Consider the following 24,431-nt stretch of genomic DNA (forward strand, 5'->3'; position numbering starts at 1 on the left):
AGGTCAGTCTGTTTCGAGCGAGTAGCTGTTCGTCAGGTTGTCCTGCAGCACCTCGGCGGCCTGCGTCCTGGTGTCGACGCGCAGTTCGCTGGTCAGCTTGCGCGGCTGGTAGTTCCACCCGGGCGGCAGGTCGAGGCGGCTGGCCAAGCCGGGCAGGTCGGCCCGCGACAGCTTCGGGTCGGCGACCTGACTCCACGTCTGCATGACCCAGCGGCGCCCCTGCGGGTCGATCAGCTCGTAGATCTCTTCGCCGGCGTTGAACACGAACACCGTGTGGCGGCTCACCCGGTTGGGAACGTAGGGCGCCGGGTTCATCGACGACAGCAACACCGTCGCCTGCTGGATCATCTCGATGCCCCCGAACGTCTTGCGGATCTCGGGGCCCTGCTGCTTCTTTTCGATGGCGTTCATCAACCAGTAGCGCGGACCGTTGAGCAGGGCCGCCGCCGCGCCGTTCTCGCTGGCGATGGCGTGGGCGTCCAACGCGGACCACAGCTCGTCGGGGCAGTCGTTGAGCGGGAAGCTGTTGTAAACAGTCGCCTGCGGGCCCGCCTCGCCGGGGGTGACCAGAAGCACCTCGCCGTAGCGCTTGCCGGACAGATCGGCCGATTGATCGCTGTATTCGGGTGCGGACACACGGTGAAATTAGTCACTGGGCTGGGTGGCGTCAACTTGACGCGCGGGCCTCCGGTGGCCCCCGCCGCCGGCCCGTCTAACCCTACAATTCACACAAAATGTACAAAGTGCCTAGACTGGTGGAACGAGCGCACCACCGACCAGGGGAGGGCCATGTCCACCGTCACCTTCCGCAACCGCGACGGCAAGCTGGTCGACGTCCCGACCGTCACGTCGACCCGGCTGAGAAACCAGTTCGGCGCGGTCTTCGATCAGGCCACGCTCGGCGGCGGTGCGGTGGTGATCACCAAGCACGAAACGCCCAGGGCGGTGCTGCTCTCCTATCCCGAGTTCCTGGCGTTGATCGAGTCCGCCACGCCGGCGCTCGACGACCTGAGCGAGCGATTCGACGAACTGCTGGCCCGGATGCAGACGGCGGAATCCAAGTCCGGCGTCGCTGCGGCGTTCGACGCCACACCGGAAGAACTCGGTGCGGCCGCGGTGAAGGCGGCCCGCGGACAGTGACGGCGGTGATCCGGCGCCGCTGATGGCTCCCCAAACGCCGCGGCTGTATGTGTTGGCGGGCGTCAACGGTGCCGGCAAGAGCAGCATCGGCGGCGCCGCGATCCGCGCGGCGGGCGGCGACTACTACAACGCCGACGAGGCGGCCCGCGCCCTGAAGTCCGCCAACCCCGGACTCGGTCAGACCGAGGCGAACGCGGCGGCATGGCAGCAGGGCCGAAAGTTGTTGCAGCGAGCCATCGATCGGCGGCTTCATTTCAACTTCGAAACGACGCTGGGCGGAAACACCATGCCGCGATTGCTGGCGGAGGCCGCCGAACGCGGCATCGAGGTGCGCGTGTTCTACGTCGGGCTGGCCAGCGCCGACGCGCACGTCGAGCGGGTGCGACAGCGGGTCCGCGCCGGCGGGCACGACATTCCGGAAGCCGACATCCGCCGCCGCTACCGGCACAGCGTGTTGAACCTGGTGCGGTTGCTCCCATTGCTCACCGAGCTACGGGTGTACGACAACTCCGCGACCGCCGACCCGGCGGCCGGGCAGGCGCCGCTGCCGGTGCTGGTGCTGCACATGCGGCGCGGCCGCATCGTCGGGCCGGCCGAGCTGACCGGCACCCCGGACTGGGCCAAGCCCATCGTCGCCGCCGCGCTACAACTCTGAGCCCAGCGCGCGAGCCGGTCGGCCCCGTCCCGGGGCGCATCGTCAGCAAGCCGGGACCGATTGCTTGCTTCCTCAGCGCCCCGTCCCGGGGCGCATCGTCAGCAAGCCGGGACCGATTGCTTGCTTCCTCAGCGCCCCGTCCCGGGGCGCATCGTCAGCAAGCCTAATGGGAACCGATCAGCGAGCCGTTGACAGGTTTTGATGCCCGGTCGGTAGATCCTGATCACCGAGCCGCCGGCCGGTGAGCACTGCTTAAGCCTGGAGTGCTGTTTGACTTCTAAGCCTAGATCGTGCCCCGGCCGGTTGGTGAGGTCATCTGTAGCGCTGATGGGGTGTCGTGCTTCGAGCACTGATCCATTAGGTTGCCGCCAGATGTCCTTGGGCTCGAGCATGTTTCACCGAACATCGAACAGGAGGCGAGTTGACGATATTCGTCGGAGACGATTGGGCCGAGGACCATCACGACGTCCACCTGATGGACGCCGAGGGGGCCCGGCTGGCATCGCGCCGGCTCCCGGAGGGACTCGCGGGCATCCGCGGATTCCACCAACTGGTGGCCGCCCACGCCGAGGAACCCACCCAGGTGGTGATCGGCATCGAAACCGACCGCGGTTTGTGGGTCGAGGCCCTGACCGCGGCTGGCTATCAAGTGTTCGCGGTCAACCCGCTCGCGGTGGCCCGCTACCGCGACCGTCACCAAGTGTCGGGTGCGAAGTCTGACGCCGGTGACGCCAAACTACTGGCTGACCTAGTCCGCACCGACCGCCACAACCATCGCCCGATCGCCGGGGACAGTGCGGCTGTCGAGGCGGTCAAGGTCTTGGCGCGAGGTCACCAGAATCTGATCTGGACCCGAACCCGCCACACCAACGCCCTGCGCAGCGCCTTGCGCGAGTACTACCCTGCGGCGTTGGAGGCCTTCGAGGACCTTGCCGGCCGCGATGCCCTGGCCGTCCTGGGCCGTGCACCGACTCCGGTCGAGGCCGCGCGGCTGAGCCTGTCCAAGATCCGGTCAACGCTCAAAGCTGCTGGGCGCCAACGTAACCTCGATACTCGAGCGCTGCAGATTCAGGAAATTCTGCGCAGCGAGCAGCTCGCTGCCCCGGGCGCGGTCACCGCCGCTTTCGCCGCGACAACCCGCGCCACGGTTGGGATCATCGCCGAGCTAAACCGCCAGATCGGCGAACTCGAAGCAGAACTCGCGACGCATTTTGAGGCACACCCGGACGCCGACATCTACCTCTCCCTGCCAGGACTTGGTGTCATCCTCGGCGCCCGGGTGCTCGGTGAGTTCGGGGACGACCCGAACCGATACACCACCGCCAAGTCTCGCAAGAACTACGCCGGAACGTCACCGCTTACCATCGCGTCGGGAAAGAAACGCGCCGTGCTGGCCCGCCACGTCCGCAACCGCCGCCTCTACGACGCCATCGACCAATGGGCCTTCTGCGCCCTCAACCGCAGTCCAGGTGCCCGCGCCTTCTACGACCAACACCGCGCCGGCGGCGACACCCACCACCAAGCGCTACGCGCCTTAGGTAACCGCCTCGTAGGCATCCTGCACGGCTGCCTCTGCCACCACAACGCCTACGACGAACACAAAGCCTGGGCACATCGCCAACCCAACCCCGACACCCAAGCAGCTTGACAACTTACGGTCCTGGGATGTCTAGGCTGGTGGGATGCAACGGATTATCGGCACGGAGGTCGAGTACGGCATCTCGTCGCCGTCGGACCCGACCGCCAACCCGATCCTGACCTCGACGCAGGCGGTCCTCGCCTATGCCGCGGCCGCCGGGATTCAGCGCGCCAAGCGGACCCGCTGGGACTACGAGGTGGAATCGCCGCTGCGCGACGCCCGGGGTTTCGACCTGAGCCGCTCGGCGGGACCGCCGCCCGTGGTCGACGCCGACGAGGTGGGCGCGGCCAACATGATCCTGACCAACGGCGCGCGCCTCTACGTCGACCACGCGCACCCGGAGTACTCGGCGCCCGAATGCACCGACCCGCTCGACGCCGTAATCTGGGACAAGGCCGGCGAACGCGTCATGGAAGCCGCCGCCAGGCACGTCGCCAGCGTGCCGGGCGCGGCCAAGCTGCAGCTGTACAAGAACAACGTCGACGGCAAGGGCGCCTCCTACGGGTCGCACGAGAACTACCTGATGTCGCGCCAGACGCCGTTCTCGGCGATCATCGCCGGGCTGACCCCGTTTCTGGTGTCCCGCCAGGTGGTCACCGGTTCGGGCCGGGTCGGCATCGGGCCCTCCGGTGACGAGCCGGGCTTCCAACTCTCCCAGCGCTCGGATTACATCGAGGTCGAGGTCGGGCTGGAGACCACCCTCAAGCGCGGCATCATCAACACCCGCGACGAGCCCCACGCCGACGCCGACCGCTACCGCCGGCTGCACGTGATCATCGGCGACGCCAACCTCGCCGAAACGTCGACCTACCTGAAGCTGGGCACCACGGCGCTGGTGCTCGATCTGATCGAAGAGGGCCCGGCCCACGGCATCGACCTCAGTGACCTGACGCTGGCCCGGCCGGTGCACGCCGTCCACGCGATCAGCCGCGACCCGTCGCTGCGGGTCGCGGTCGCCCTGGCCGACGGCCGCGAAATGACGGGCCTTGCGCTGCAACGCATTTACCTCGACCGGGTGGCCAAGCTGGTGGACGGTCGCGACCCCGATCCCCGCGCGGCCGACGTCGTCGAGACCTGGGCGCACGTGCTCGACCTGCTCGAGCGCGACCCCATGGAATGCGCCGAGCTGCTGGACTGGCCCGCCAAGCTGCGGCTGTTGGAGGGCTTCCGGCAGCGGGAGAACCTGAACTGGTCGGCGCCGCGGCTGCACCTGGTCGACCTGCAATACTCCGACGTCCGGCTGGACAAGGGCCTGTACAACCGCCTCGTGGCGCGCGGCTCGATGAAGCGTCTGGTCAGCGAACATCAGGTGCTCGAAGCCGTCGACAACCCGCCGACGGACACCCGCGCGTACTTCCGCGGGGAATGCCTGCGCCGCTTCGGCGCCGACATCGCCGCGGCCAGCTGGGACTCGGTGATCTTCGACCTCGGCGGCGATTCGCTGGTCCGCATCCCGACCCTGGAGCCGCTGCGCGGCAGCAAGGCGCACGTCGGCGCGCTGCTGGACTCCGTGAACAGCGCCGTCGAACTGGTGGAGCAACTCACGAGCTGAGCCCGGTTCGGGAGGGAAACGTCGGGGTCGAACGGTAGGGTAGAGAAGACCAACGGGCAATGTGGCGCGGCTACCAAGAGAACATCGACAAAGCGTTGCATGAACTCGGATCAAGCAGGAGGCGGCTATGGCTCAGGAGCAGACCAAGCGTGGCGGTGGCGGCGGTGATGACGACGACTTCACCGACAGCACGGCCGCGGGCCAGGAGCGCCGCGAGAAGCTTGCCGAAGACACCGACGACCTGCTCGACGAGATCGACGACGTCCTTGAGGAGAACGCTGAGGACTTTGTCCGGGCGTATGTCCAAAAGGGCGGACAGTGACCTGGTCCTTTTCTGATCGCCTGCCCACCAACTTCGCACTTCCGGCCAATCCCACGGTAAATCTGTCGTCCTTCGCCGACTTCCTGCGGCGCGAGGCGCCCGAGCTGCTGCCGGCGAGCCTGGGCAGCGGGCATCCCGGAGCGGCGGGCGCTCAGCTGCCGCACGGCACCACGATCGTCGCGCTGAAATACCCCGGCGGGGCCCTCATCGCCGGGGATCGGCGTTCGACGCAGGGCAACATGATCGCCGGGCGCGACGTGAAGAAGGTGTACATCACCGACGACTACACCGCCACGGGCATCGCCGGAACCGCGGCGATCGCGGTGGAATTCGCCCGCCTGTATGCCGTCGAACTCGAGCACTACGAGAAGCTCGAGGGGGTGCCGCTGACGTTCGCCGGCAAGGTGAACCGGCTCGCGATCATGGTGCGCGGGAACCTGGCCGCGGCGATGCAGGGGCTGGTCGCCCTTCCGCTGCTGGCGGGGTATGACATTCACGCCGCCGACCCGGAAACCGCCGGGCGCATCGTGTCGTTCGACGCCGCCGGCGGCTGGAACCTGGAGGAAGAGGGCTACCAGTCGGTGGGCTCGGGATCGATCTTCGCGAAGTCGTCGATGAAGAAGCTGTACTCACAGGTGACCGACGCCGACTCCGCGGTGCGGGTGGCGGTCGAGGCGCTCTACGACGCCGCCGACGACGATTCCGCCACCGGCGGACCGGATCTGGTTCGCGGCATCTACCCGACGGCCGTCACCATCGGCGCCGAGGGCGCGGTCGAGGTGCCGGAGAGCCGCATCGCCGAGCTGGCCCGGCAGGTGGTCGAAAGCCGCTCGCGCGCAGACACATTTGGCCCCGACGCCGAAAAGCGGGGGAAGAAGTGAGCTTCCCGTATTTCATCTCGCCCGAACAGGCCATGCGCGAGCGTAGCGAGCTCGCGCGCAAGGGCATTGCCCGCGGCCGAAGCGTGGTCGCGCTGGCGTATGCGGGCGGTGTGCTGTTCGTGGCCGAGAACCCGTCGCGGTCCTTGCAGAAGATCAGCGAACTCTACGACCGCGTCGGGTTCGCCGCCGCGGGCAAGTTCAACGAGTTCGACAACCTGCGCCGCGGCGGGATCCAGTTCGCCGACACCCGCGGCTACGCCTACGACCGCCGCGACGTCACCGGCAGGCAACTGGCCAACGTCTACGCGCAGACGTTGGGCACCATCTTCACCGAGCAGGCCAAGCCCTACGAAGTCGAGTTGTGCGTCGCCGAGGTGGCGCACTACGGCGAGACCAAGCCGCCCGAGCTCTACCGGATCCTCTACGACGGATCGATCGCCGACGAGCCGCATTTCGTGGTGATGGGCGGCACCACCGAGCCCATCGCCACGGCGCTCAAGGACACCTTCAGGGAGAACGCCGATCTATCCGAGGCGGTGCGCATCGCCGTCGAGGCGCTGCGCGCCGGCAGCGCCGACGCCCCAGGCAACTCCGGGGGCTCGGGCAGCGACCAGCCGACCCTGGGCGTGGCCTCCCTGGAGGTCGCGGTCCTGGACGCCAGCCGGCCGCGTCGGGCATTTCGCCGCATCACGGGCTCGGCCCTCAACGCGCTGTTGCCGCAGCCCGAGGGCGAATCCAAGAACGGCAAGTCGGCCAAGTAGCCGCCGCCCCGGCTACAAAACCGTCACGTACCCGGGAGCTTTCGCCCCAGCCGCGCCCGCAGCCAGTACCCTCGATTGGGTGCAGCGACGAATCATGGGCATCGAGACCGAGTTCGGTGTCACCTGCACCTTTCACGGTCATCGCCGGCTGAGCCCCGACGAGGTGGCCCGCTACCTGTTCCGGCGGGTGGTGTCGTGGGGCCGCAGTTCCAACGTGTTCCTTCGCAACGGCGCCCGCCTCTACCTGGACGTGGGCAGCCACCCGGAGTACGCCACCGCCGAATGCGACAGCCTGGTGCAGCTGGTCACCCACGACCGCGCCGGTGAATGGGTGCTGGAAGACCTGCTGATCGATGCCGAGCAGCGGCTGGCCGACGAGGGCATCGGCGGCGACATCTACCTGTTCAAGAACAACACCGACTCGGCGGGCAACTCCTACGGCTGCCACGAGAACTACCTGATCGTGCGGGCCGGCGAGTTCTCCCGGATCTCCGACGTGCTGCTGCCCTTCCTGGTCACCCGGCAGCTGATCTGCGGTGCCGGCAAGGTGCTGCAGACGCCGAAGGCGGCGACGTTCTGCCTCTCGCAGCGCGCCGAGCACATCTGGGAGGGCGTGTCGTCGGCCACCACCCGCAGCCGGCCGATCATCAACACCCGCGACGAGCCGCACGCTGACGCCGAGAAGTACCGCCGGCTGCACGTCATCGTCGGCGACTCCAACATGTGCGAGACCACGACGATGCTCAAGGTCGGGACCGCGGCGCTGGTGCTGGAGATGATCGAGGCCGGCGTTCCCTTCCGCGACTTCTCGCTGGACAACCCCATCCGCGCCATTCGCGAGGTCAGCCACGACGTCACGGGTCGCCGGCCCGTGCGACTGGCCGGCGGGCGCCAGGCCAGCGCGCTGGACATCCAGCGCGAGTACTACAGCCGCGCCGTCGAGCACCTGCAGACCCGCGAGCCCAACGCGCAGATCGAGCAGGTCGTCGACCTGTGGGGCCGCCAGCTCGACGCCGTCGAAAGCCAGGACTTCGCCAAGGTGGACACCGAGATCGACTGGGTGATCAAGCGCAAGCTGTTCCAGCGCTACCAGGATCGCTACAACATGGAGCTGTCCGACCCGAAGATCGCCCAGCTCGACCTGGCCTACCACGACATCAAACGCGGTCGCGGCGTCTTCGACCTGCTGCAGCGCAAGGGTCTGGCGGCGCGGGTCACCACCGACGAGGAGATCGCGGAGGCCGTCGACACCCCGCCGCAGACCACGCGGGCCCGGCTGCGGGGGGAGTTCATCAGCGCCGCACAGGCGGCGGGCCGCGACTTCACCGTGGACTGGGTGCACCTCAAGCTCAACGACCAGGCGCAGCGCACGGTGCTGTGCAAGGACCCCTTCCGGGCGGTCGACGAGCGGGTCAAGCGGCTCATCGCGAGCATGTAACTGCCGAATTCGAGAGTCGGTGCCGCCTCTCCAGACCGACGCGGCCGGGGCGCATGGCAATAACAACGCGGCCGGCCGCGTGACAACGCCGGGCGCGGGCCATCGAATAACCTGGTGCAAATGGCGATCTCGAAAGTCGAGCGGCTGGTCAACTTGGTCATCGCTCTGCTGTCCACCCGCGGCTTCATCACCGCCGAGAAGATCAGGTCCACCGTCGCCGGCTATTCGGAGAGCCCCTCCCTCGAGGCGTTCTCGCGGATGTTCGAACGCGACAAGAACGAGCTGCGTGACCTCGGCATCCCCCTCGAGGTCGGCAGGGTGTCGGCGCTGGACCCGACCGAGGGCTACCGCATCAACCGCGACGCCTACTCCCTGCCGCCCGTCGAACTCACCCCGGACGAAGCCGCCGCGGTCGCCGTCGCCACCCAGTTGTGGGAGTCGCCCGAACTGATCACCGCCACCCAGGGCGCGTTGCTCAAGCTGCGCGCCGCCGGGGTGGACGTCGACCCGATGGAGACGGGGGCACCCGTGGCGATCGCCTCCCCGGCCGGCGTGCCCGGCCTGCGCGGCTCCGAGGGCGTCCTCGGGATCCTGCTGTCCGCCATCGATTCCGGGCGGGCGGTGCAATTCGAGCACCGATCCTCGCGGGCCGAGCCCTTCAGCGTGCGCACCGTGGAGCCGTGGGGGGTGGTCACCGAAAGGGGCCGCTGGTACCTGGTGGGACACGACCGCGACCGCGACGACACCCGCGTCTTCCGGCTCTCCCGAATCGGGAGCGAGGTCACCCCCATCGGCCCGGCCGGTGCGGTCACCGTCCCCGACGGCGTCGACCTGCGCGCGATGGTGGCGCAGAAGGTCACCGAGCTGACCGAGGCGCCGACGAGCGGACGGGCCCGGGTCTGGGTCGCCGACGGACGCGCCACGGCGCTGCGGCGCGCGGGACGCTCCCTGGCTTCGCGCCGGCTGGGCGACCGCGACGGCGAGGTGATCGAACTCGACATCCGTTCCGCCGACCTCCTGGCGCGCGACATCGCCGGGTACGGCGCGGACGCCGTCGTGCTGGAGCCGCAGGCCCTGCGCGAGAACGTCCTGGCCCGGCTGCGGGCGCAGGAGCGGCGCCCATGACCCCCGTGTCGACCCGCCTGGTCCGGCTGCTCAACATGGTCCCGTACTTCCAGGCCAACCCGCGCATCACCCGGGCCGAGGCCGCCGCGGCCCTGGGGGTGACGGTCCAGCAGCTCGAGGAAGACCTCAACCAGCTGTGGATGTGCGGCCTGCCCGGCTACTACCCGGGGGACCTCATCGACTTCGAGTTCTCCGGCGACAGAATCCAGGTGACCTTCTCCGCGGGCATCGACCGGCCGCTCAAGCTCACCTCGCCCGAGGCCACCGGCCTGCTGGTGGCGCTGCGGGCGCTGGCCGACATCCCCGGCGTGGTCGACCCGGAGGCGGCGCGCAGCGCCATCGCCAAGATCGAGGCCGCGGCCGGAGCGGTGGGCCGGGAGGCCACCGGGGCGGCGGCGGCCACCGAGGAGCCGGCGCCCGCCGAGAATCGGGTGGCGGCCGCGGTGCGAACGGCCGTTCGCCACCGGCAGGCCCTGACCATCGACTACTACTCCGCGTCCCGCGACGCGCTGGCCAGCCGGGTCGTCGACCCGATCCGGGTGTTGCTGATCGGCGGTCACAGCTACCTGGAGGCGTGGTCACGGGACGCCGAAGGGGTGCGGCTGTTCCGCTTCGACCGGATCGTGGACGCCAGCGAGCTCGGCGAGCCGGCGGCTCCGCCCGAGCCGGTGCTGGCGGCGCCGCCCGACACGTCGCTGTTCGACGGGGACCCATCCCTGCCGTCGGCCACGCTGCGGATCGCGCCGCATGCGTCCTGGATGCTGGAGTACTACCCGATGCGGGACGTCCGCGAGTTTCCCGACGGGTCGTGTGAAGCCGTCATGACCTACGCCTCCGAGGACTGGATGACGCGCCTGGTGCTGGGCTTCGGCTCGGGGGTGCGGGTGCTGCGGCCGCAGTCCCTCGCGGCGCGCGTCAGCGACGCGGCGGCGGACGCCGTGCGGGCCTACGAGGCCAGCGCCGAGGACGACGGGCAGGGGTGACCGCCCGGACGATCCTGGGCGCGGTCACGCCGGCACCGCCCCCGGCTGCGGTAACATCGGGTGGACGACTGGAGGTAAACAAAGTGGGCAGTCTTAGTCCTTGGCACTGGGCGATCCTCGCTGTCGTGGTGATCTTGCTCTTCGGCGCGAAGAAGCTCCCCGATGCGGCGCGTTCGCTGGGCAAGTCGATGCGCATCTTCAAATCCGAACTCCGCGAAATGCAGAGCGAGAACAAGACCGACACGTCCGCACTGGAGAGCCCCGCACCCGTGCAGTCGCAGCGGGTCGAACCCCCCGCCGCCGAGCAGGGGCACACCGAAGCACGCCCGGCCTAGCGCGGCAATCGCCGTCGCGGTGCGCGAGCGCCACTGATCGAGCATCGTGAAATCCCCGATATCTTCAGCGCGCACGGCTGGCCTGCTGAAGCGACTGAACCCCCGCCAGCGTCGCAGCCGCACCAATCCCGATGCGACGATGTCGCTGGTCGATCACCTGACCGAGTTGCGCACCCGGCTGCTGATCGCACTGGCCGCCATCCTGCTCACCACCATCTTCGGGTTCGTCTGGTACTCGCATTCGATCTTCGGCCTGGAGAGCCTGGGGGACTGGCTGCGGCACCCCTATTGCTCGCTGCCGCAGTCGGCGCGGGCGAGCATCAGCGCCGACGGCCAGTGCCGGCTGCTCGCCACCGCGCCGTTCGACCAGTTCATGTTGCGGCTCAAGGTGGGGATGACGGCCGGGATCGTGCTGGCGTGCCCGATGTGGCTCTACCAGCTCTGGGCGTTCATCACCCCGGGGCTGTATCAGAAGGAACGACGGTTCGCGATCGCCTTCGTGATCCCCGCGGCGTTGCTCTTCGTCACCGGCGCCGTGCTCGCCTACCTGGTGCTGTCCAAGGCGCTGGGATTCCTGCTGACCGTCGGCAGCGACGTGCAGGTGACCGCGCTGTCGGGGGACCGGTACTTCGGATTCCTGATCAACCTGCTGATCGTCTTCGGGGTCAGCTTCGAGTTCCCGTTGCTCATCGTGATGCTCAACATGGTCGGCGTGCTGCCCTATGAGCGGCTCAAGTCGTGGCGGCGCGGCCTGATCTTCGGGATGTTCGTGTTCGCGGCCGTGTTCACGCCGGGATCCGATCCGTTCTCGATGACCGCGCTGGGCGTGGCGCTGTCGGTGCTCCTGGAGTTCGCCATCCAGATTTCCCGGCTGCATGACCGGCGAAAAGCCAAGCGGCAGGCCCAGGCCGAGATTCCCGACGACCAGGCGTCGGTCATCGAGGCGCCCGCACCGATACCCGAGCCGTCGTTCACCGCCGGGCAGCACGACGATGTCACCTAGCGGGCGGGCGGGACCGCCGGCGCCCGACGCGGCGACCGAACTCGTCGAGCTGCCGCGGTTCACCGAGGAGTTGCCGTTCGCGCTCGACGGCTTCCAACGGCGGGCCTGCGCGGCGCTGGAACGGGGCCACGGCGTGCTGGTCTGCGCGCCCACCGGCGCGGGCAAAACGGTGGTCGGCGAGTTCGCGGTGCACCTGGCGCTGGCGGCCGGAGGCAAGTGCTTCTACACCACGCCGCTCAAGGCGCTGAGCAACCAGAAGCACACCGACCTGACCGCGCGCTACGGCCGCGAGCGGATCGGGCTGCTGACCGGTGACCTGTCGGTGAACGCCGACGCGCCCGTGGTGGTGATGACCACCGAGGTGCTGCGCAACATGCTCTACGCCGATTCGCCTGCGCTGCATGGACTTTCGTTTGTCGTCATGGACGAGGTGCACTTCCTCGCCGACCGGATGCGCGGCCCGGTGTGGGAGGAGGTGATCCTGCACCTGCCCGACGAGGTGCGGCTGGTCAGCCTGTCGGCCACGGTCAGCAACGCCGAGGAGTTCGGCGGCTGGATCCAGACCGTGCGCGGCGACACCACCGTCGTGGTCGACGAGCACCGGCCGGTGCCGCTGTGGCAACACGTCATGGTGGGCAAGCGGCTCTATGACCTGTTCGACTACTCGCGGGCCGAGCCGGACGCCGCCGGGAAGCCGCGGGTGGATCCCGACCTGCTGCGGTCCATCGCGAATCGGCTGGAGGCCGACCGGATGTCGGACTGGCGGGGCCCACGCCGCGACGGCGATCACGTTCGTCTTCTCGCGGGCCGGTTGCGACGCCGCGGTCGCCCAGTGCCTGCGATCACCGCTGCGGCTGACCTCCGAGGCCGAGCGCGCGCAGATCGCCGAGGTGATCGAGCACCGCTGCGGCGACCTCGCCGACTCCGACCTCGCCGTGCTGGGCTACTACGAGTGGCGCGAGGGGTTGCTGCGCGGGCTGGCGGCCCACCATGCCGGGATGCTGCCGGCGTTCCGGCACACGGTCGAGGAGCTGTTCACCGCCGGGCTGGTCAAGGCGGTGTTCGCCACCGAAACGCTGGCGCTGGGCATCAACATGCCCGCGCGCACGGTGGTGCTCGAACGCCTGGTCAAGTTCAACGGCGAGCAGCACGTGCCGCTGACGCCGGGGGAGTACACGCAGTTGACCGGCCGCGCCGGGCGGCGCGGCATCGACGTCGAGGGCCACGCGGTGGTGCTATGGAACCCCAACGAGGACACCACCGACCCGTCGGCGGTGGCCGGCCTGGCGTCCACCCGCACCTTCCCGCTGCGCAGTTCGTTCGCGCCGTCGTACAACATGACGATCAACCTGGTGCACCAGCTGGGCCCCGAGCAGGCGCACCGGCTCCTCGAGCAGTCCTTCGCCCAGTACCAGACCGACCGCTCGGTCGTCGGGCTGGTCCGCGGCATCGAGCGCGGCAAGGCGATGCTCGACGAGATCGCGGCCGAACTCGGCGGGCCAAAGGCGCCGATCCTCGAGTACGCCCGGCTGCGGGCGCGGATTTCGGAGATGGAACGGGCGCAGTCCCGGGCGTCCCGGCTGCAACGACGGCAGGCCGCCGGCGACGCGCTGGCCGCGCTGCGCCGCGGCGACATCATCAACCTCACCCACGGCCGCCGCGGCGGGCTGGCGGTGGTGCTGGAGCCGGCCCGCGACTCCTCCGACCCGCGACCCCTGGTGCTCACCGAGCACCGCTGGGCGGGGCGCATCTCCTCGGCGGACTACTCCGGCGCGTCGGAACCGGTCGGTTCGATGTCGCTGCCCAAGCGGATCGAGCACCGCCAGCCGCGGGTCCGCCGCGACCTCGCCTCCGCGCTGCGGTCTGCCGTCGAAGGCCTGGACGTCCCGGCCGCGCGCCGCGCCGGCCGGGCCGACGGCTTCGGCGCTGAGGGCGGGTTTCACGACCCGGAGCTGACGTCCCTGCGGGCGGAGCTGCGCCGGAATCCGTTGCACAACAGCGCCGGACTGGAGGAGCGGGTGCGGCAGGCCGAGCGCTATCTGCGCATCGAACGCGACAACGAGCAGCTGGAGAAGAAGGTCGCCGCCGCCACCAACTCGCTGGCCCGCACGTTCGACCGCATCGTCGCGCTGCTCAGTGAGCGCGGCTTCATCGAAGGCCCGGCCGACGATCCGCGTGTCACCGACGACGGCCGGTTGCTGGCCCGGATCTACAGCGAAAGCGACCTCGTGGTCGCCGAATGCCTGCGGACCGGCGCGTGGGCGGAGCTGAAACCGCCCGAGCTGGCCGCGGTGGTCTCCGCGGTGGTCTACGAGAGCCGCGGCGGTGAGGCCAGCGCCGCCATGGCCGCCGAGGTGCCCACCCAGCGCCTGCGCCAGGCGCTGCAGCACACGTCGCGGCTGTCCGCCGAACTGCGCGCCGACGAGCAGGCCCACCGCATCAACCCGAGCCGGGAGCCCGACGACGGGTTCGTCAACGTCATCTACCGGTGGGCGAAGACCGGCGATCTGGCCGCGGCGCTGGCGGCGGTCGACCCCACCGGTGCCGGGTCGCCGCTGTTGGCGGGCGATTTCGTCCGCTGGTGCCGGCAGGTGCTGGACCTGCTCGACCAGGTCCGCAACGCCGCGCCCGATCCGGAGCTGCGATCGACCGCCAAGGCCGCCATCAACGACGTTCGGCGCGGCGTCGTCGCAGTTGACGCCGGGTAGGCTGAGCCGAAGCTACGGTAGGACCCGTAAGCCAGAGCCGAATCGTGAGGGGCTGAGGAGAACGATGAGCGGACCGCAAGGATCCGACCAGCAATGGCAACCGCCGGGGCAAGGCGGCGATCCGTCCTCGGAAGCGACCCAGGTGGGTCCGGTGCAGAACCAGCCGTGGCAGCAGCAGCCGCAGGGCCAGGAGGCCACCTGGCAGGCGCCCGCCTACACGCCGCCGGCCGAGTACCCGCAGTATCAGCAGCCGGCCGAGCAGCCGTACCAGCCCTACCCCCAGCAGCCGGGTTACGGTCAGCCGGCCCAGTACGGCCAGCCCGGCCAGTACGCGCCGCCCGGCCAGTACGGTGCGCCCGGCCAGTACGGCCCGCCGGGCCAGTACGGCCAGCCGTACGGACAGCCGGGCCAGTACGGTCAGCCGGGCCAGTACCCGCAGCAGTACCCGCCGTACGAGCAGCCGGGCAAGAAGCGCTCCGCCGCGCTGATCGGCGGCGTGGCCGCCGCGGTCGGCGTGGTGCTGATCGCCGCCGTCGCGGTGCTCGGGTTCCTGTGGCCGGGGTGGTTCGTCACCACCAAGCTGGACGTCAACAAGGCCCAGGCCGGTGTGCAGCAGGTGCTGACCGACGAAACCAACGGCTACGGCGCCAAGAACGTCAAGGACGTCAAGTGCAACCACGGCCAGGACCCCGTCGTCAAGAAGGGCGGCACCTTCGACTGCGACGTGAGCATCGACGGCGCCGCCAAGCACGTGACCGTGACGTTCCAGGACAACAAGGGCACCTACGAGGTCGGCCGCCCGCAGTAGCGCTACTGCGCCGGTAGCCGGTCGAGCGCCTTTTGCAGGCGCGCGATCGACGAGCCCACACCCAGCCCGGTCGCCAATTCCGCCGTGCGGTTGGGGTCGGCCGCGATCAGGGGCAGCGCGTCGGTCGGCGTCGACAGCGTGACCGGCGCGTCGGTGGCCACCCGCACCACGCGGCCGGCGGCGTCGATGTAGTCGGTTGCCGCCAGCAGCTTCGCGCGAAGTCCCCTGGCCATCTTGGACTTCGGGTCGTGGGCGGCGGCAAGGATTCCCGCCAGCGACCCGTGCTGGGCGAGCAGGGTGGCCGCCGTCTTCTCCCCGATACCCGGCACACCTGGCAGGCCGTCCGACGGATCCCCGCGCAACAACGCCAGTTCCGCGTAGGCCGCGCCGGCCCGGTCCCGCGGGACGCCGTACTGCTCGGCGACCTCGGCCGGCCCGAACAACGAGGCCTTGGCCATCCCGCGGCCCAGGTACAGCACCCGGACCTGGACCGGGTCGTCCGACACCACCTGCATCAGGTCCCGGTCGCCGCTGACGACGACGACGGGGTCGCGGCTTTCCCGCGCCGCCAGGGTGCCCAGCACGTCGTCGGCCTCGAAGCCGGTCGCGCCCGCCGTCGGGATGCCGAACGCGTCCAGCAGGTCCATGATCATGTCGACCTGGGGGGTCAGCTCGTCGGGCACCTCCTCGAGGTCGGGCTCGCCGGCGGGCTCGTCGTGCGCGACGCGATGCGCCTTGTAGGACGGGATCAGGTCCACCCGGAACTGCGGGCGCCAGTCCAGGTCCAGGCACACCACCAGCCGACCGGGCCGCTGCTGGGTGATCACCACCGCCAGGGAGTCGAGGAACCCGCGCACCGCGTTGACCGGACGGCCGTCCGGCGCGGTGATCGAGGAGGGCACGCCGAAGTAGGAGCGAAACCACATGCTCGGCCCGTCGAGCAGCAGCAGCGGCGATGGCATGCCGGCTATGCTCTCACGCCACCGAACGCCGAGGTGTTGCCGACATCGGGGGCCGCGCGCGGATAGCCTGGCTGCCATGGATGCTCACCGGTTCGACACCTCGGTGTACGCCCGCCGCCTGGCAGCCGCGGCCGCCGCGACCGCCGACGCCGGCCTGACCGGTCTGGTGATCACCCCCGGATACGACCTGCGTTACCTCCTGGGCTCGCGCGCGCAAACGCACGAGCGGCTCACCGCGCTGGTGCTGCCGGCGTCGGGCGACCCGACGGTGGTGGTGCCCCGGCTCGAGCTGGCCTCCCTCAAGGAGTCGGCCATCGCGGAACTGGGCCTGGCGGTGCGGGATTGGGTCGACGGGGACGACCCCTACCGGCTGGTGGGCGCCGCGCTGGGTGGCGGTGCGGCCGCGACCGCGGTCACCGACTCCATGCCGGCGCTGCACCTGCTGCCGCTGGCCGGGGTGCTCGGCGCGCCGCCGATCCTGGCCACCGGCATCATGCGGGAGCTGCGGATGGTCAAGGAGCAGTGCGAGATCGACGCGCTGCGCAAGGCCGGCGCGGCGATCGACCGGGTTCATGCCCGCGTGCCGGAGTTCCTGCGGCCCGGCAGGACCGAGGCCGACGTCGCCGCGGACATCGCCGAAGCCATTGTGGCCGAAGGGCATTCAGAGGTGGCGTTCATCATCGTCGGCTCCGGCCCACACAGCGCCGACCCGCACCACGGCTACTCCGACCGCGAACTGCGGGCCGGAGACGTCGTCGTCGTCGACATCGGGGGAGCCTATGAGCCCGGTTACCATTCCGACTCCACCCGCACGTACAGCATCGGTGAACCCGAACCCGCTGTGGCGCAACAGTATTCCGTGCTGCAACGGGCCCAGCGCGCTGGCCTGGAGGCGGTTCGTCCCGGGATCACCGCCGAGCAGGTGGACGCCGCCGCCCGCGACGTGCTGGCCGCCGAGGGGCTCGCGGAATATTTCGTCCATCGCACCGGTCACGGCATCGGACTGTCGGTTCACGAAGAGCCGTACATCGTCGCCGGCAACGACCTCCCGCTGGCCGCGGGCATGGCGTTTTCGGTTGAGCCGGGGATCTACTTCCCGGGCCGTTGGGGAGCCCGCATCGAGGACATCGTCGTCGTCACCGACGACGGCGCCGCGGCGGTCAACAGCCGCCCGCACGAGTTGATCGTCGTCCCCGCGTCCTAGCAGGGGTGTCACCGACGCCGCGTACGTTGGGCGGCGTGTCGATCCTTGACCTCCCGCTGCTGCCGATCCGCATCGCGCGCCACATCGCCGACGCGCTGACCCACCCCGTCGCGCCGGCCCCCGCGCCGCCGGCCGACCTCATCGTGGAAGGCGGCATGCCCGAGGGCGTTTCGCACCAGCGACCAGGAGCCGCCGCACCTGAACTTCTGGTCGGATTCAGCGCAGGCCGCCGCACTGACCAGTGGCGACGTGTCGAGGTTCGCCATCAGCGTGCCGTGGGATCGGCTTGCCGCCGGCGAAACCGACCCCGAACCGGTCATCACCGGCCCGTCGACGCGCTGGTACGTGTCGTCGGTGGAGCTCGGTCAGGGCGTGGAACAAGGCTGGGCCGCCAGCGACATCCTGAGCACCAAGCCGGTGTTCCTGGGCCGGGTGCAGCCCTACTCGATCTGCCTGCCGTCGAGCTACGCGCCGGGCCGCGCGCTGCCGTTGACGCTGCTGCTGCACTCCCTTGCGTTAGGGCAGAACCAATTCGCCGCGATCGACCCGCGCCTGCTGCACGAGGTGTGCGAACGGCGCGACTCGGTGGTGATCACCCCGCTGGCCCGCGGCCCGTCGACGTGGTACTTCGACACCGGGGAGCTCGACGTCTGGGAAGTCTGGGCGCGGGTCGCCGAGCAGCTGGGCACCGACCCCAATCGCACGGTCGTCTCCGGCTACTCGATGGGCGGATATGCGGCCTACAAGCTCGGCCTGAGCTACCCGCAGGTGTTCGCCCAGGCGGTCGTGCTGGCCGGTCCGCCGGCCTGCGGCGTGCGGCTGCTTCCCGACGTCGACATCCCCGCCGACCTCGACCCGACCTCGCCGTGCGCCCGCGAGGGCGACACGTACAAGTTGCTGGTGAATGCCCGCTGGCTGCCCTACGTCATCGCCCACGGCCTGGTCGACGAACTCGTGCCCTTCGCCTCGGTGGCCGAACAGGTGCTCGAGTTCGACCGGCTCGGGTACCGGCACCGGTTCACCGTCTACCCGTTGGAAGATCACCTTGCCTGGGTGCTGCAGGACCGGTTCGAGGATCCGATCTCGCACATGGAAACCGGCCTGCGCCAAGCGGATCCGGGCCACATCACGTTCGCGTGGCATCCGCAGCTGGTGCGCCCGGAGCTCGGCATCGGCCCGCACCGGGTGTGGTGGTTGTCGGAACTCGCCGCCGATCCCGCGGTGACGGCGCGGCGCGGGGCCGTGGCCGAGGTCGACGCCCGGTCCTACGCCCGCCCCGACCCCACGCACACGGTTCGGCACCGCCGGGGCGCATTCGTGAACTTCGAGCCCACGCCGGGCCTGTACAGCGAGCTGGATTGGCGGGTGGGGCCTTCCATCGCTCCGTTGCCGTATCTGACGTTGCGGCTCACCGGGGTCGCCGGCCTGGCCGTGGACGTCGCGCGCGCCGGGCTGGCCGGGTTGCCGTCGTCGACGATCACGGTCACCACCGACACCGCGACGCAGATCAAGCTCAGCGGCATGCCCGCGGGCGTCGAGGTGCTACTCGACGGGCAGCCGGCCGAGGCGACCGTCGCGGTGCCGGCGGGGCGTCACCGCATCAGCCTGTCGGCCGGGCGGTGAGGGGTACGCGCGGATTGCGTTGCCGACCCGGCCTTTTGGGCGGCAGCGGGGCATGGGGTGAATAGCGTCGAGTCGCGGTCTGCGCAAGAATCTCGCGCGTGGCTCCCTTGGTGGTTGATCCCGAGGCGTTGTTCGCCGCGGGCAGCGCCGTGGTTGCCGCCGGCGGCGGCCTCGAAGCCAACCTGACCGTTCTGAGCACGGGTTGCGCGGCGCACACCGGCCTGGACGCCGCCGGCATGGTGTTCGGCCTGGGGTACCAGGACGCGGCCGAATCGTTGCTCAAGGCCGCGGCGGCCGGGATCAACGCGTGCCGGCACAGCGGGGCCCTGATCCAGCAGGGCGCGTCGAACTATTCGAAGGCCGAGGCGGCCTCGACCCTCGGAGGCGGCGCCGGCGTGCTGCAGGCGCCGGCCGCGCCGGAGAGCTAAACAGTGCGTTGAGGAGCGATGCGATGGACGCGTCTCAACATGCTCGTGTTCAAGCGCTGACCGCCGCGTTGCAGAAGTTCCCCCCATACCACGGCCCGGTAATTCGGGGCACCAACCTGCCCCCTGAAGCTCTCGCGCAGTACACGCCGGGTGAGATCATTACCGAGGATGCGTTCTTAAGCACTACAACGAATCCAGCCGTGGCGCGGTCTCCTCTGTTTGCCGGCAATGTCGAGTTTCGAATTATGTCTAGTACCGGTCGAGACATCTCGTCTGCCTCAATGTTTCCCGGCGAACAGGAAATACTTTTCCCACCGGGCACGAAGTTTTATGTTATGAGCAATGTGACTGACCCGATTACCGGTAGGACAGTTATCCGTATGGTCGAACGGTCGGGTGGGCGGTAGGCGATGGACGACGGGAGTTCCAGAGTGAGCAAGAGAATTGCAGGCAAGACGTTCTCTACACCTGAAGAGGCGGGCGTTACCCCGCCAACGGACGAGGAGTTGGCGCACGCGGAAAAACTATTCGATGAGTTCGAAGAGATGATTGATGCCGTGGCTCCCGAAGACAGGGTCAAAGAAGTATCGCCTAAATTCTGGGACGACATATCTGGCACCGAGTACGAAACCTGAGCCGGCTATTAGCTTTCAGGGCCGCAAAATAAAAACATTTGAGTCGACGAGTCGCCAGGAGTCCAAGTGAGTAGGGAAATCGCTGGAAAAATCTTCTCGACCCCGGAGGAGGCAGGCGTGAAGCCACCGACGGAAGAGAAGTTGACGCACGCCCGGAAGGCGTTTGCGGAATTCCAGGCAAAAGTTGACGCTGTAGCTCCGGAAGATCGAGCAACCGAGGTGTCTCCCAAATTCTGGGATGACACCTCCGGTACAGAGTATGAGCGGCCGAAAAAAGAGGTCTGAACTACCTCTTCGGTACCGTGACGACCGCGGTGCCCGCCGCCAAAATGAGGGCTGCCGCGAACGGGTGGTGTTACTCGCGGCCCCGGTCCAACAAGTCCGATGACCCCAGCACCCGCTCCACCTGCACCTCGATGACCACCCGTTTCGGGTTGGCGCGCGGGGTTCGGTAGCGCTGGGCGTAGCGCAGCTCGGCGTCCCGTACCGCGTCGGCGTCGCTGTTGACCTTGGACCGACCCTCGAGCGAAAGCCAACGCGCCCCGTCGACCTGGCTGAGCACGGCGACCCCGCCGCGATCGGCGTTGACGGCCTTCTGGGAGCCGCCGGTGGTGATGACTCGCGCGATATGCGTCGTGGGGTCGAAGGTGAATCCCACCGCCACCACATGAGGGGAACCGTCGCCGCGCAGCGTGGTCAGCATGGCCAAATGACGTTCGGACAGAAACGCCAGCGCATCGTCGGTGAGCCGGGTAGTGGTATTCGCCATCACCGCCCACGCTAGCGCAGGCGATAATCGCAGCCGTGGGCGACACGGGCACGGGTCCGGTTCTGATTCTGGGCGGGCGCAGCGAGATCGGCATCGAACTCGCGCGCCGCCTGGCTCCCGGCGCCACGGTCGTCCTGGCGGCGCGCAAGGCGGATCAGCTCGACGAGCAGATCGCCACCCTGCGGGAAGCGGGCGCCGCGCAAGTGCATACCACGGAATTCGACGCCGACGACCTCGCGTCGCACGGCCCGCTGGTCAGTTCGATCGTCGCCGAGCACGGCCCCATCGGCACCGCGGTGCTGGCCTTCGGCGTCCTCGGCGACCAGGCCCGCGCCGAAGCCGACGCCGCCCACGCGGTCGCCGTCGTGCACACCGACTACGTCGCCCAGGTCAGCATGCTCACGCACCTGGCCGCCACCATGCGCGAAGCCGGCCGCGGCTCCCTGGTCGTGTTCTCCTCGATCGCCGGTGCCCGCGTGCGCCGCGCCAACTACGTCTACGGCTCGGCCAAGGCCGGACTGGACGGCTTCGCCAGCGGATTGGCCGACGCGCTGCACGGCAGCGGGGTTCGGTTGCTGATCGCCCGCCCCGGGTTTGTGATCGGGCGGATGACTCAGGGCATGCAGCCGGCACCGCTGTCGAGCACCCCGGACAAGGTGGCCGCGAGCACCGCACGCGCTCTGGCCAAAGGCCGTCGCACCGTGTGGATTCCGTGGGCGTTGGGGCCGGCGTCGGTCGTGCTGCGGCTGCTGCCGCAGTCCCTGTGGCGCAGGATGCCGCGATGATCGTGGTGGTCGGCATCGGCGCCGACGGCATGGCCGGGCTCGCTCAAACGTCGCGTGCCGAATTAGACCGGGCCGCAGTCATTTACGGTTCCAGGCGACAACTCGACCTACTCGACGACACGGTTACCGCGCCGCGACGGGAGTGGCCGTCGCCGATGCTGCCCGCGCTGGAGGCTCTGCTCGACCACAACGACGGCGACGTCCACATCGTCGCCAGCGGCGACCCGCTGCTGCACGGCATCGGCGGCACGCTGATCCGGCTGCACGGAGCCGACCGTGTGAAAGTGCTGCCCCACGTGTCGTCGGTGACGCTGGCGTGCGCGCGAATGGGCTGGAACGTCCAGGACACCGAGGTGATCAGCCTGGTCACCGCCGAGCCGCACACCGCGGTGCGCCGCGGCGGCCGGGCGATCGTCCTGTCCCGCGACCGTTCCACACCGCCGGCGCTGGCCCGGCTGCTGGACGCGCACGGTCGCTCGGACTCCGCGATCACGATCCTCGAAAGGCTCGGCGCGCCCGACGAATACCGACGCGACGGCACGGCCCGGCAATGGGCCGAAGACCCACCGTTGGGCCTCGACGACCTCAACCTCACCGCTGTCCGCTACCTGCCCGACGAACGCGTCACGCCGTTGCCCGACGACGCGTTCGCCCACGACGGTCAGATCACCAAGCTGGGCATCCGGGCGGCGACCCTGGCCGCGCTGGCGCCCCGCCCCGGGGAACGGCTCTGGGACGTCGGCGCGGGCTCGGGCAGCATCAGCGTCCAATGGTGCTTGAGCTGGCCCGGTTGCGCCGCGGTGGCGTTCGAACACGACGAGCGGCGCCGCGGCAACATCGAATTCAACGCCGCGGCTTTCGGTGCCGCCATCGACGTGCGCGGGGCCGCGCCCCACGCGTTCGGCGGGGCGGAGCCCCCGTCAGCGGTCTTCATCGGCGGCGGACTGACCCAGCCCGGTTTGCTCGACGCCTGCCTGCACCACCTGCCCGCAGGCGGGCGCCTGGTCGCCAACGCGGTCACCGTGGAGTCGGAAGCAGTTATAGCGCAATACTATTCAAGGCTGGGCGGCGAGCTGAAACGCTTTCAGCACTACCACGGCGAACCTCTTGGCGGCTTCACCGGATGGCGCCCGCAGCACCCGGTCACCCAATGGGCGGTGACCCGGTGACGGTCTACTTCATCGGGGCGGGCCCCGGCGCGGCCGACCTGATCACGGTCCGCGGCCAGCGCCTGATCCAGGGGTGCGCAACCTGCCTCTACGCCGGTTCGATCATGCCCGACGACCTGCTCGCGCTGTGCCCGCCTGGCGCCAGAGTGATTGACACGGGCCCCCTTACGCTCGAGGAGATCCTCGCCGAACTCGCCCGCGCCGACGCCGCCGGCCACGACGTGGCGCGCTTGCACTCCGGTGACCCGTCGCTCTACAGCGCGCTGGCCGAGCAGTGCCGCCGCCTCGACGCGCTCGGCATCGACTACGAAATCGTGCCCGGCGTGCCGGCCTTCGCCGCGGCGGCGGCCGCCCTGAAACGGGAACTAACGGTCCCGGGGGTCGCGCAGACCGTGACACTGACGCGGGTGGCCACGCTGTCGACGCCGATGCCGCCCGGGGAGGACCTGGCCACGCTCGCCCGCTCCGGCGGCACGCTGGTCCTGCACCTGGCCGCCGCGCAGATCGACACCATCGTCGAGCAGCTCGTGAACGGTGGATACCGACGCGAAACCCCTGCCGCCGCGGTGGCGTTCGCCAGTTGGCCGCAGCAGGCCGTGCTGCGCGGGACGCTCGCCGACATCGCCGCGCAGCTGCACGAGGCGAACATCACCAAGACCGCCGTCATCATCGTCGGCGATGCGCTGGCCGCCGAGGGGTTCACCGACAGCTACCTGTATTCCGCCGGGCGCACGCGAGGGGGCCGGCACTGATGCGGGTTCTGCTGCTCGGCGGCACCGCCGAGGCCCGGGCGCTGGCCAAGGCCTTGCACCCGCGCGTCGACGTCATCAGTTCGCTGGCGGGCCGGGTGCCGGATCCCGCGCTACCGGTCGGCCCGGTGCGAGTCGGCGGATTCGGTGGGGTGGACGGGTTGCGGCGCTGGCTGCGGGACGAACGCGTCCATGCCGTCGTCGACGCCACCCATCCGTTCGCGGCGACCATGACCGCCCACGCCGCGCAGGCGTGCGGCGATTTGGGGTTACCGCACGTAGTGCTCGCCCGCCCGGCATGGGATCCCGGCAACGCCATGGTGGTCGCGTCGGACGCGCAGGCGGCCGAAGTCGTTGCCCGGCAGGGCTATTCGAGGATCTTCCTGACCACCGGCCGCTCGGGTGTCGCGGCTTTTGCCGGCAGCGACGCCTGGTTTCTGATCCGCGCGGTCACCGAGCCCGAGCAGGCCCTGATGCCGCGCCACCACCACGTGGTGCTGTCGCGCGGGCCGTATCGCTACGACGGCGAACTCGCGCTGCTGCGCGAGCACCGCGTCGACGCACTGGTCACCAAGAACAGCGGCGGCGACATGACCCGGGCGAAACTCGACGCCGCGGCCGCGCTGGACATCCCGATCGTGATGGTGGCCCGCCCGCCGCTGCCGGCGGGCGTGCAGGCCGTCGGCACGGTGGACGAGGCGGCCACCTGGGTTGCGGCCCTGTGCCTCACCTGACCCGCATCGTGGTGCGTGTCGCG

At 69.6% G+C, this 24,431-nt stretch carries 25 protein-coding genes and 2 pseudogenes; 24 read left to right on the forward strand and 3 right to left on the reverse strand.

The features are described 5' to 3' along the window. Positions 1-3: 3 nt before the first annotated feature. Positions 4-636, reverse strand: coding sequence for a hypothetical protein (locus tag BN971_RS02195; RefSeq protein WP_085178804.1), 633 nt, complete (start codon positions 634-636; stop codon positions 4-6). A gap of 153 nt (positions 637-789) precedes the next feature. Between BN971_RS02195 and BN971_RS02200 the strand changes: the two genes are divergently transcribed. From BN971_RS02200 to BN971_RS02265, 14 genes and pseudogenes are all read left to right on the forward strand, one after another. Continuing rightward, positions 790-1,140, forward strand: a complete 351-nt coding sequence (locus BN971_RS02200; RefSeq protein ID WP_085178803.1) for a type II toxin-antitoxin system Phd/YefM family antitoxin — start codon at positions 790-792, stop codon at positions 1,138-1,140. Between the two features lie 22 nt (positions 1,141-1,162). Beyond that, entirely contained in the window at positions 1,163-1,795 is a 633-nt protein-coding gene (locus tag BN971_RS02205; protein WP_085178802.1) for an ATPase, read from the forward strand. Positions 1,796-2,216: 421 nt separating this feature from the next. Further along, entirely contained in the window at positions 2,217-3,443 is a 1,227-nt protein-coding gene (locus tag BN971_RS02210) for an IS110 family RNA-guided transposase (RefSeq protein ID WP_085180018.1), read from the forward strand. 34 nt (positions 3,444-3,477) lie between these two features. Continuing rightward, the gene (gene dop / locus BN971_RS02215; protein WP_085180946.1) at positions 3,478-4,986 is read left to right on the forward strand and encodes a pup deamidase/depupylase; all 1,509 of its coding nucleotides are present in this window, start codon (positions 3,478-3,480) and stop codon (positions 4,984-4,986) included. A gap of 127 nt (positions 4,987-5,113) precedes the next feature. Beyond that, positions 5,114-5,308: a ubiquitin-like protein Pup gene (locus BN971_RS02220; protein ID WP_085180947.1), complete on the forward strand. Its 195-nt coding sequence runs from the start codon at positions 5,114-5,116 to the stop codon at positions 5,306-5,308. Then, positions 5,305-6,189, forward strand: coding sequence for a proteasome subunit beta (gene prcB / locus BN971_RS02225; RefSeq protein WP_085180948.1), 885 nt, complete (start codon positions 5,305-5,307; stop codon positions 6,187-6,189). The genes BN971_RS02220 and prcB overlap by 4 nt, the downstream gene beginning before the upstream one ends. Continuing rightward, positions 6,186-6,950 (forward strand): proteasome subunit alpha, encoded by a 765-nt coding sequence (prcA, locus tag BN971_RS02230; RefSeq protein WP_085180949.1) that lies wholly within the window; start codon positions 6,186-6,188, stop codon positions 6,948-6,950. Before prcB ends, prcA begins: the two co-directional genes overlap by 4 nt. A gap of 79 nt (positions 6,951-7,029) precedes the next feature. Further along, entirely contained in the window at positions 7,030-8,388 is a 1,359-nt protein-coding gene (pafA, locus tag BN971_RS02235; RefSeq protein WP_090349756.1) for a Pup--protein ligase, read from the forward strand. Between the two features lie 120 nt (positions 8,389-8,508). Beyond that, positions 8,509-9,513 (forward strand): helix-turn-helix transcriptional regulator, encoded by a 1,005-nt coding sequence (locus tag BN971_RS02240; RefSeq protein WP_085180951.1) that lies wholly within the window; start codon positions 8,509-8,511, stop codon positions 9,511-9,513. After that, the gene (locus tag BN971_RS02245; RefSeq protein ID WP_085180952.1) at positions 9,510-10,496 is read left to right on the forward strand and encodes a helix-turn-helix transcriptional regulator; all 987 of its coding nucleotides are present in this window, start codon (positions 9,510-9,512) and stop codon (positions 10,494-10,496) included. Before BN971_RS02240 ends, BN971_RS02245 begins: the two co-directional genes overlap by 4 nt. Positions 10,497-10,579: 83 nt before the next feature. Next, the gene (gene tatA, locus BN971_RS02250) at positions 10,580-10,831 is read left to right on the forward strand and encodes a Sec-independent protein translocase subunit TatA (protein WP_085180953.1); all 252 of its coding nucleotides are present in this window, start codon (positions 10,580-10,582) and stop codon (positions 10,829-10,831) included. A 139-nt stretch (positions 10,832-10,970) separates the two neighbouring features. Continuing rightward, positions 10,971-11,834 (forward strand): twin-arginine translocase subunit TatC, encoded by an 864-nt coding sequence (gene tatC, locus BN971_RS02255; RefSeq protein ID WP_085180954.1) that lies wholly within the window; start codon positions 10,971-10,973, stop codon positions 11,832-11,834. After that, positions 11,824-14,542 (forward strand): annotated as a pseudogene (locus tag BN971_RS02260) (DEAD/DEAH box helicase). The gene tatC and the pseudogene BN971_RS02260 overlap by 11 nt, the downstream one beginning before the upstream one ends. Positions 14,543-14,606: 64 nt before the next feature. After that, entirely contained in the window at positions 14,607-15,350 is a 744-nt protein-coding gene (locus tag BN971_RS02265; protein WP_085180956.1) for a DUF4333 domain-containing protein, read from the forward strand. 2 nt (positions 15,351-15,352) lie between these two features. Here BN971_RS02265 and BN971_RS02270 read toward each other — a convergent pair whose 3' ends face one another. Then, entirely contained in the window at positions 15,353-16,312 is a 960-nt protein-coding gene (locus tag BN971_RS02270) for a 5'-3' exonuclease (RefSeq protein ID WP_085180957.1), read from the reverse strand. A gap of 76 nt (positions 16,313-16,388) precedes the next feature. Between BN971_RS02270 and BN971_RS02275 the strand changes: the two genes are divergently transcribed. From BN971_RS02275 to BN971_RS02305, 6 genes and pseudogenes are all read left to right on the forward strand, one after another. Further along, positions 16,389-17,516 (forward strand): M24 family metallopeptidase, encoded by a 1,128-nt coding sequence (locus BN971_RS02275; protein WP_085180958.1) that lies wholly within the window; start codon positions 16,389-16,391, stop codon positions 17,514-17,516. Positions 17,517-17,681: 165 nt separating this feature from the next. Further along, a pseudogene (locus BN971_RS02285) lies at positions 17,682-19,139 on the forward strand (alpha/beta hydrolase-fold protein); the annotation flags it as partial. Between the two features lie 98 nt (positions 19,140-19,237). Then, positions 19,238-19,567, forward strand: a complete 330-nt coding sequence (locus tag BN971_RS02290) for a hypothetical protein (protein WP_249262698.1) — start codon at positions 19,238-19,240, stop codon at positions 19,565-19,567. A 23-nt stretch (positions 19,568-19,590) separates the two neighbouring features. Then, a complete protein-coding gene (locus BN971_RS02295) occupies positions 19,591-19,974 on the forward strand; it encodes an ADP-ribosyltransferase domain-containing protein (protein ID WP_090349761.1) in 384 nt (127 codons plus the stop codon). Positions 19,975-19,998: 24 nt separating this feature from the next. Continuing rightward, positions 19,999-20,202, forward strand: a complete 204-nt coding sequence (locus BN971_RS02300; protein ID WP_085181133.1) for a hypothetical protein — start codon at positions 19,999-20,001, stop codon at positions 20,200-20,202. A 66-nt stretch (positions 20,203-20,268) separates the two neighbouring features. After that, positions 20,269-20,487 (forward strand): hypothetical protein, encoded by a 219-nt coding sequence (locus BN971_RS02305; protein ID WP_085180960.1) that lies wholly within the window; start codon positions 20,269-20,271, stop codon positions 20,485-20,487. A gap of 70 nt (positions 20,488-20,557) precedes the next feature. Here the strand turns inward: BN971_RS02305 and BN971_RS02310 are convergent, their stop codons facing one another. Continuing rightward, the gene (locus tag BN971_RS02310) at positions 20,558-20,971 is read right to left on the reverse strand and encodes a F420-dependent biliverdin reductase (RefSeq protein WP_085180961.1); all 414 of its coding nucleotides are present in this window, start codon (positions 20,969-20,971) and stop codon (positions 20,558-20,560) included. Between the two features lie 35 nt (positions 20,972-21,006). Here BN971_RS02310 and dprE2 point away from each other — a divergent pair, with 35 nt between their 5' ends. The 4 genes from dprE2 to BN971_RS02330 are packed head-to-tail and all read left to right on the forward strand — an operon-like array spanning position 21,007 to position 24,408. Beyond that, entirely contained in the window at positions 21,007-21,756 is a 750-nt protein-coding gene (gene dprE2, locus BN971_RS02315; RefSeq protein WP_085180962.1) for a decaprenylphospho-beta-D-erythro-pentofuranosid-2-ulose 2-reductase, read from the forward strand. Further along, positions 21,753-22,925, forward strand: coding sequence for a precorrin-6y C5,15-methyltransferase (decarboxylating) subunit CbiE (gene cbiE, locus BN971_RS02320; RefSeq protein ID WP_085181135.1), 1,173 nt, complete (start codon positions 21,753-21,755; stop codon positions 22,923-22,925). The genes dprE2 and cbiE overlap by 4 nt, the downstream gene beginning before the upstream one ends. Continuing rightward, the gene (gene cobM, locus BN971_RS02325; protein ID WP_085181134.1) at positions 22,922-23,677 is read left to right on the forward strand and encodes a precorrin-4 C(11)-methyltransferase; all 756 of its coding nucleotides are present in this window, start codon (positions 22,922-22,924) and stop codon (positions 23,675-23,677) included. Before cbiE ends, cobM begins: the two co-directional genes overlap by 4 nt. Then, positions 23,677-24,408 carry a cobalt-precorrin-6A reductase gene (locus tag BN971_RS02330; protein ID WP_085180963.1) on the forward strand — a complete coding sequence of 244 codons (732 nt, stop codon included), beginning with the start codon at positions 23,677-23,679 and terminating at the stop codon, positions 24,406-24,408. Before cobM ends, BN971_RS02330 begins: the two co-directional genes overlap by 1 nt. Positions 24,409-24,431 lie beyond the last annotated feature (23 nt).

The organism is Mycobacterium bohemicum DSM 44277 (genome assembly GCF_001053185.1).
In the GTDB taxonomy this organism is placed as follows: Bacteria; Actinomycetota; Actinomycetes; order Mycobacteriales; family Mycobacteriaceae; genus Mycobacterium; species Mycobacterium bohemicum.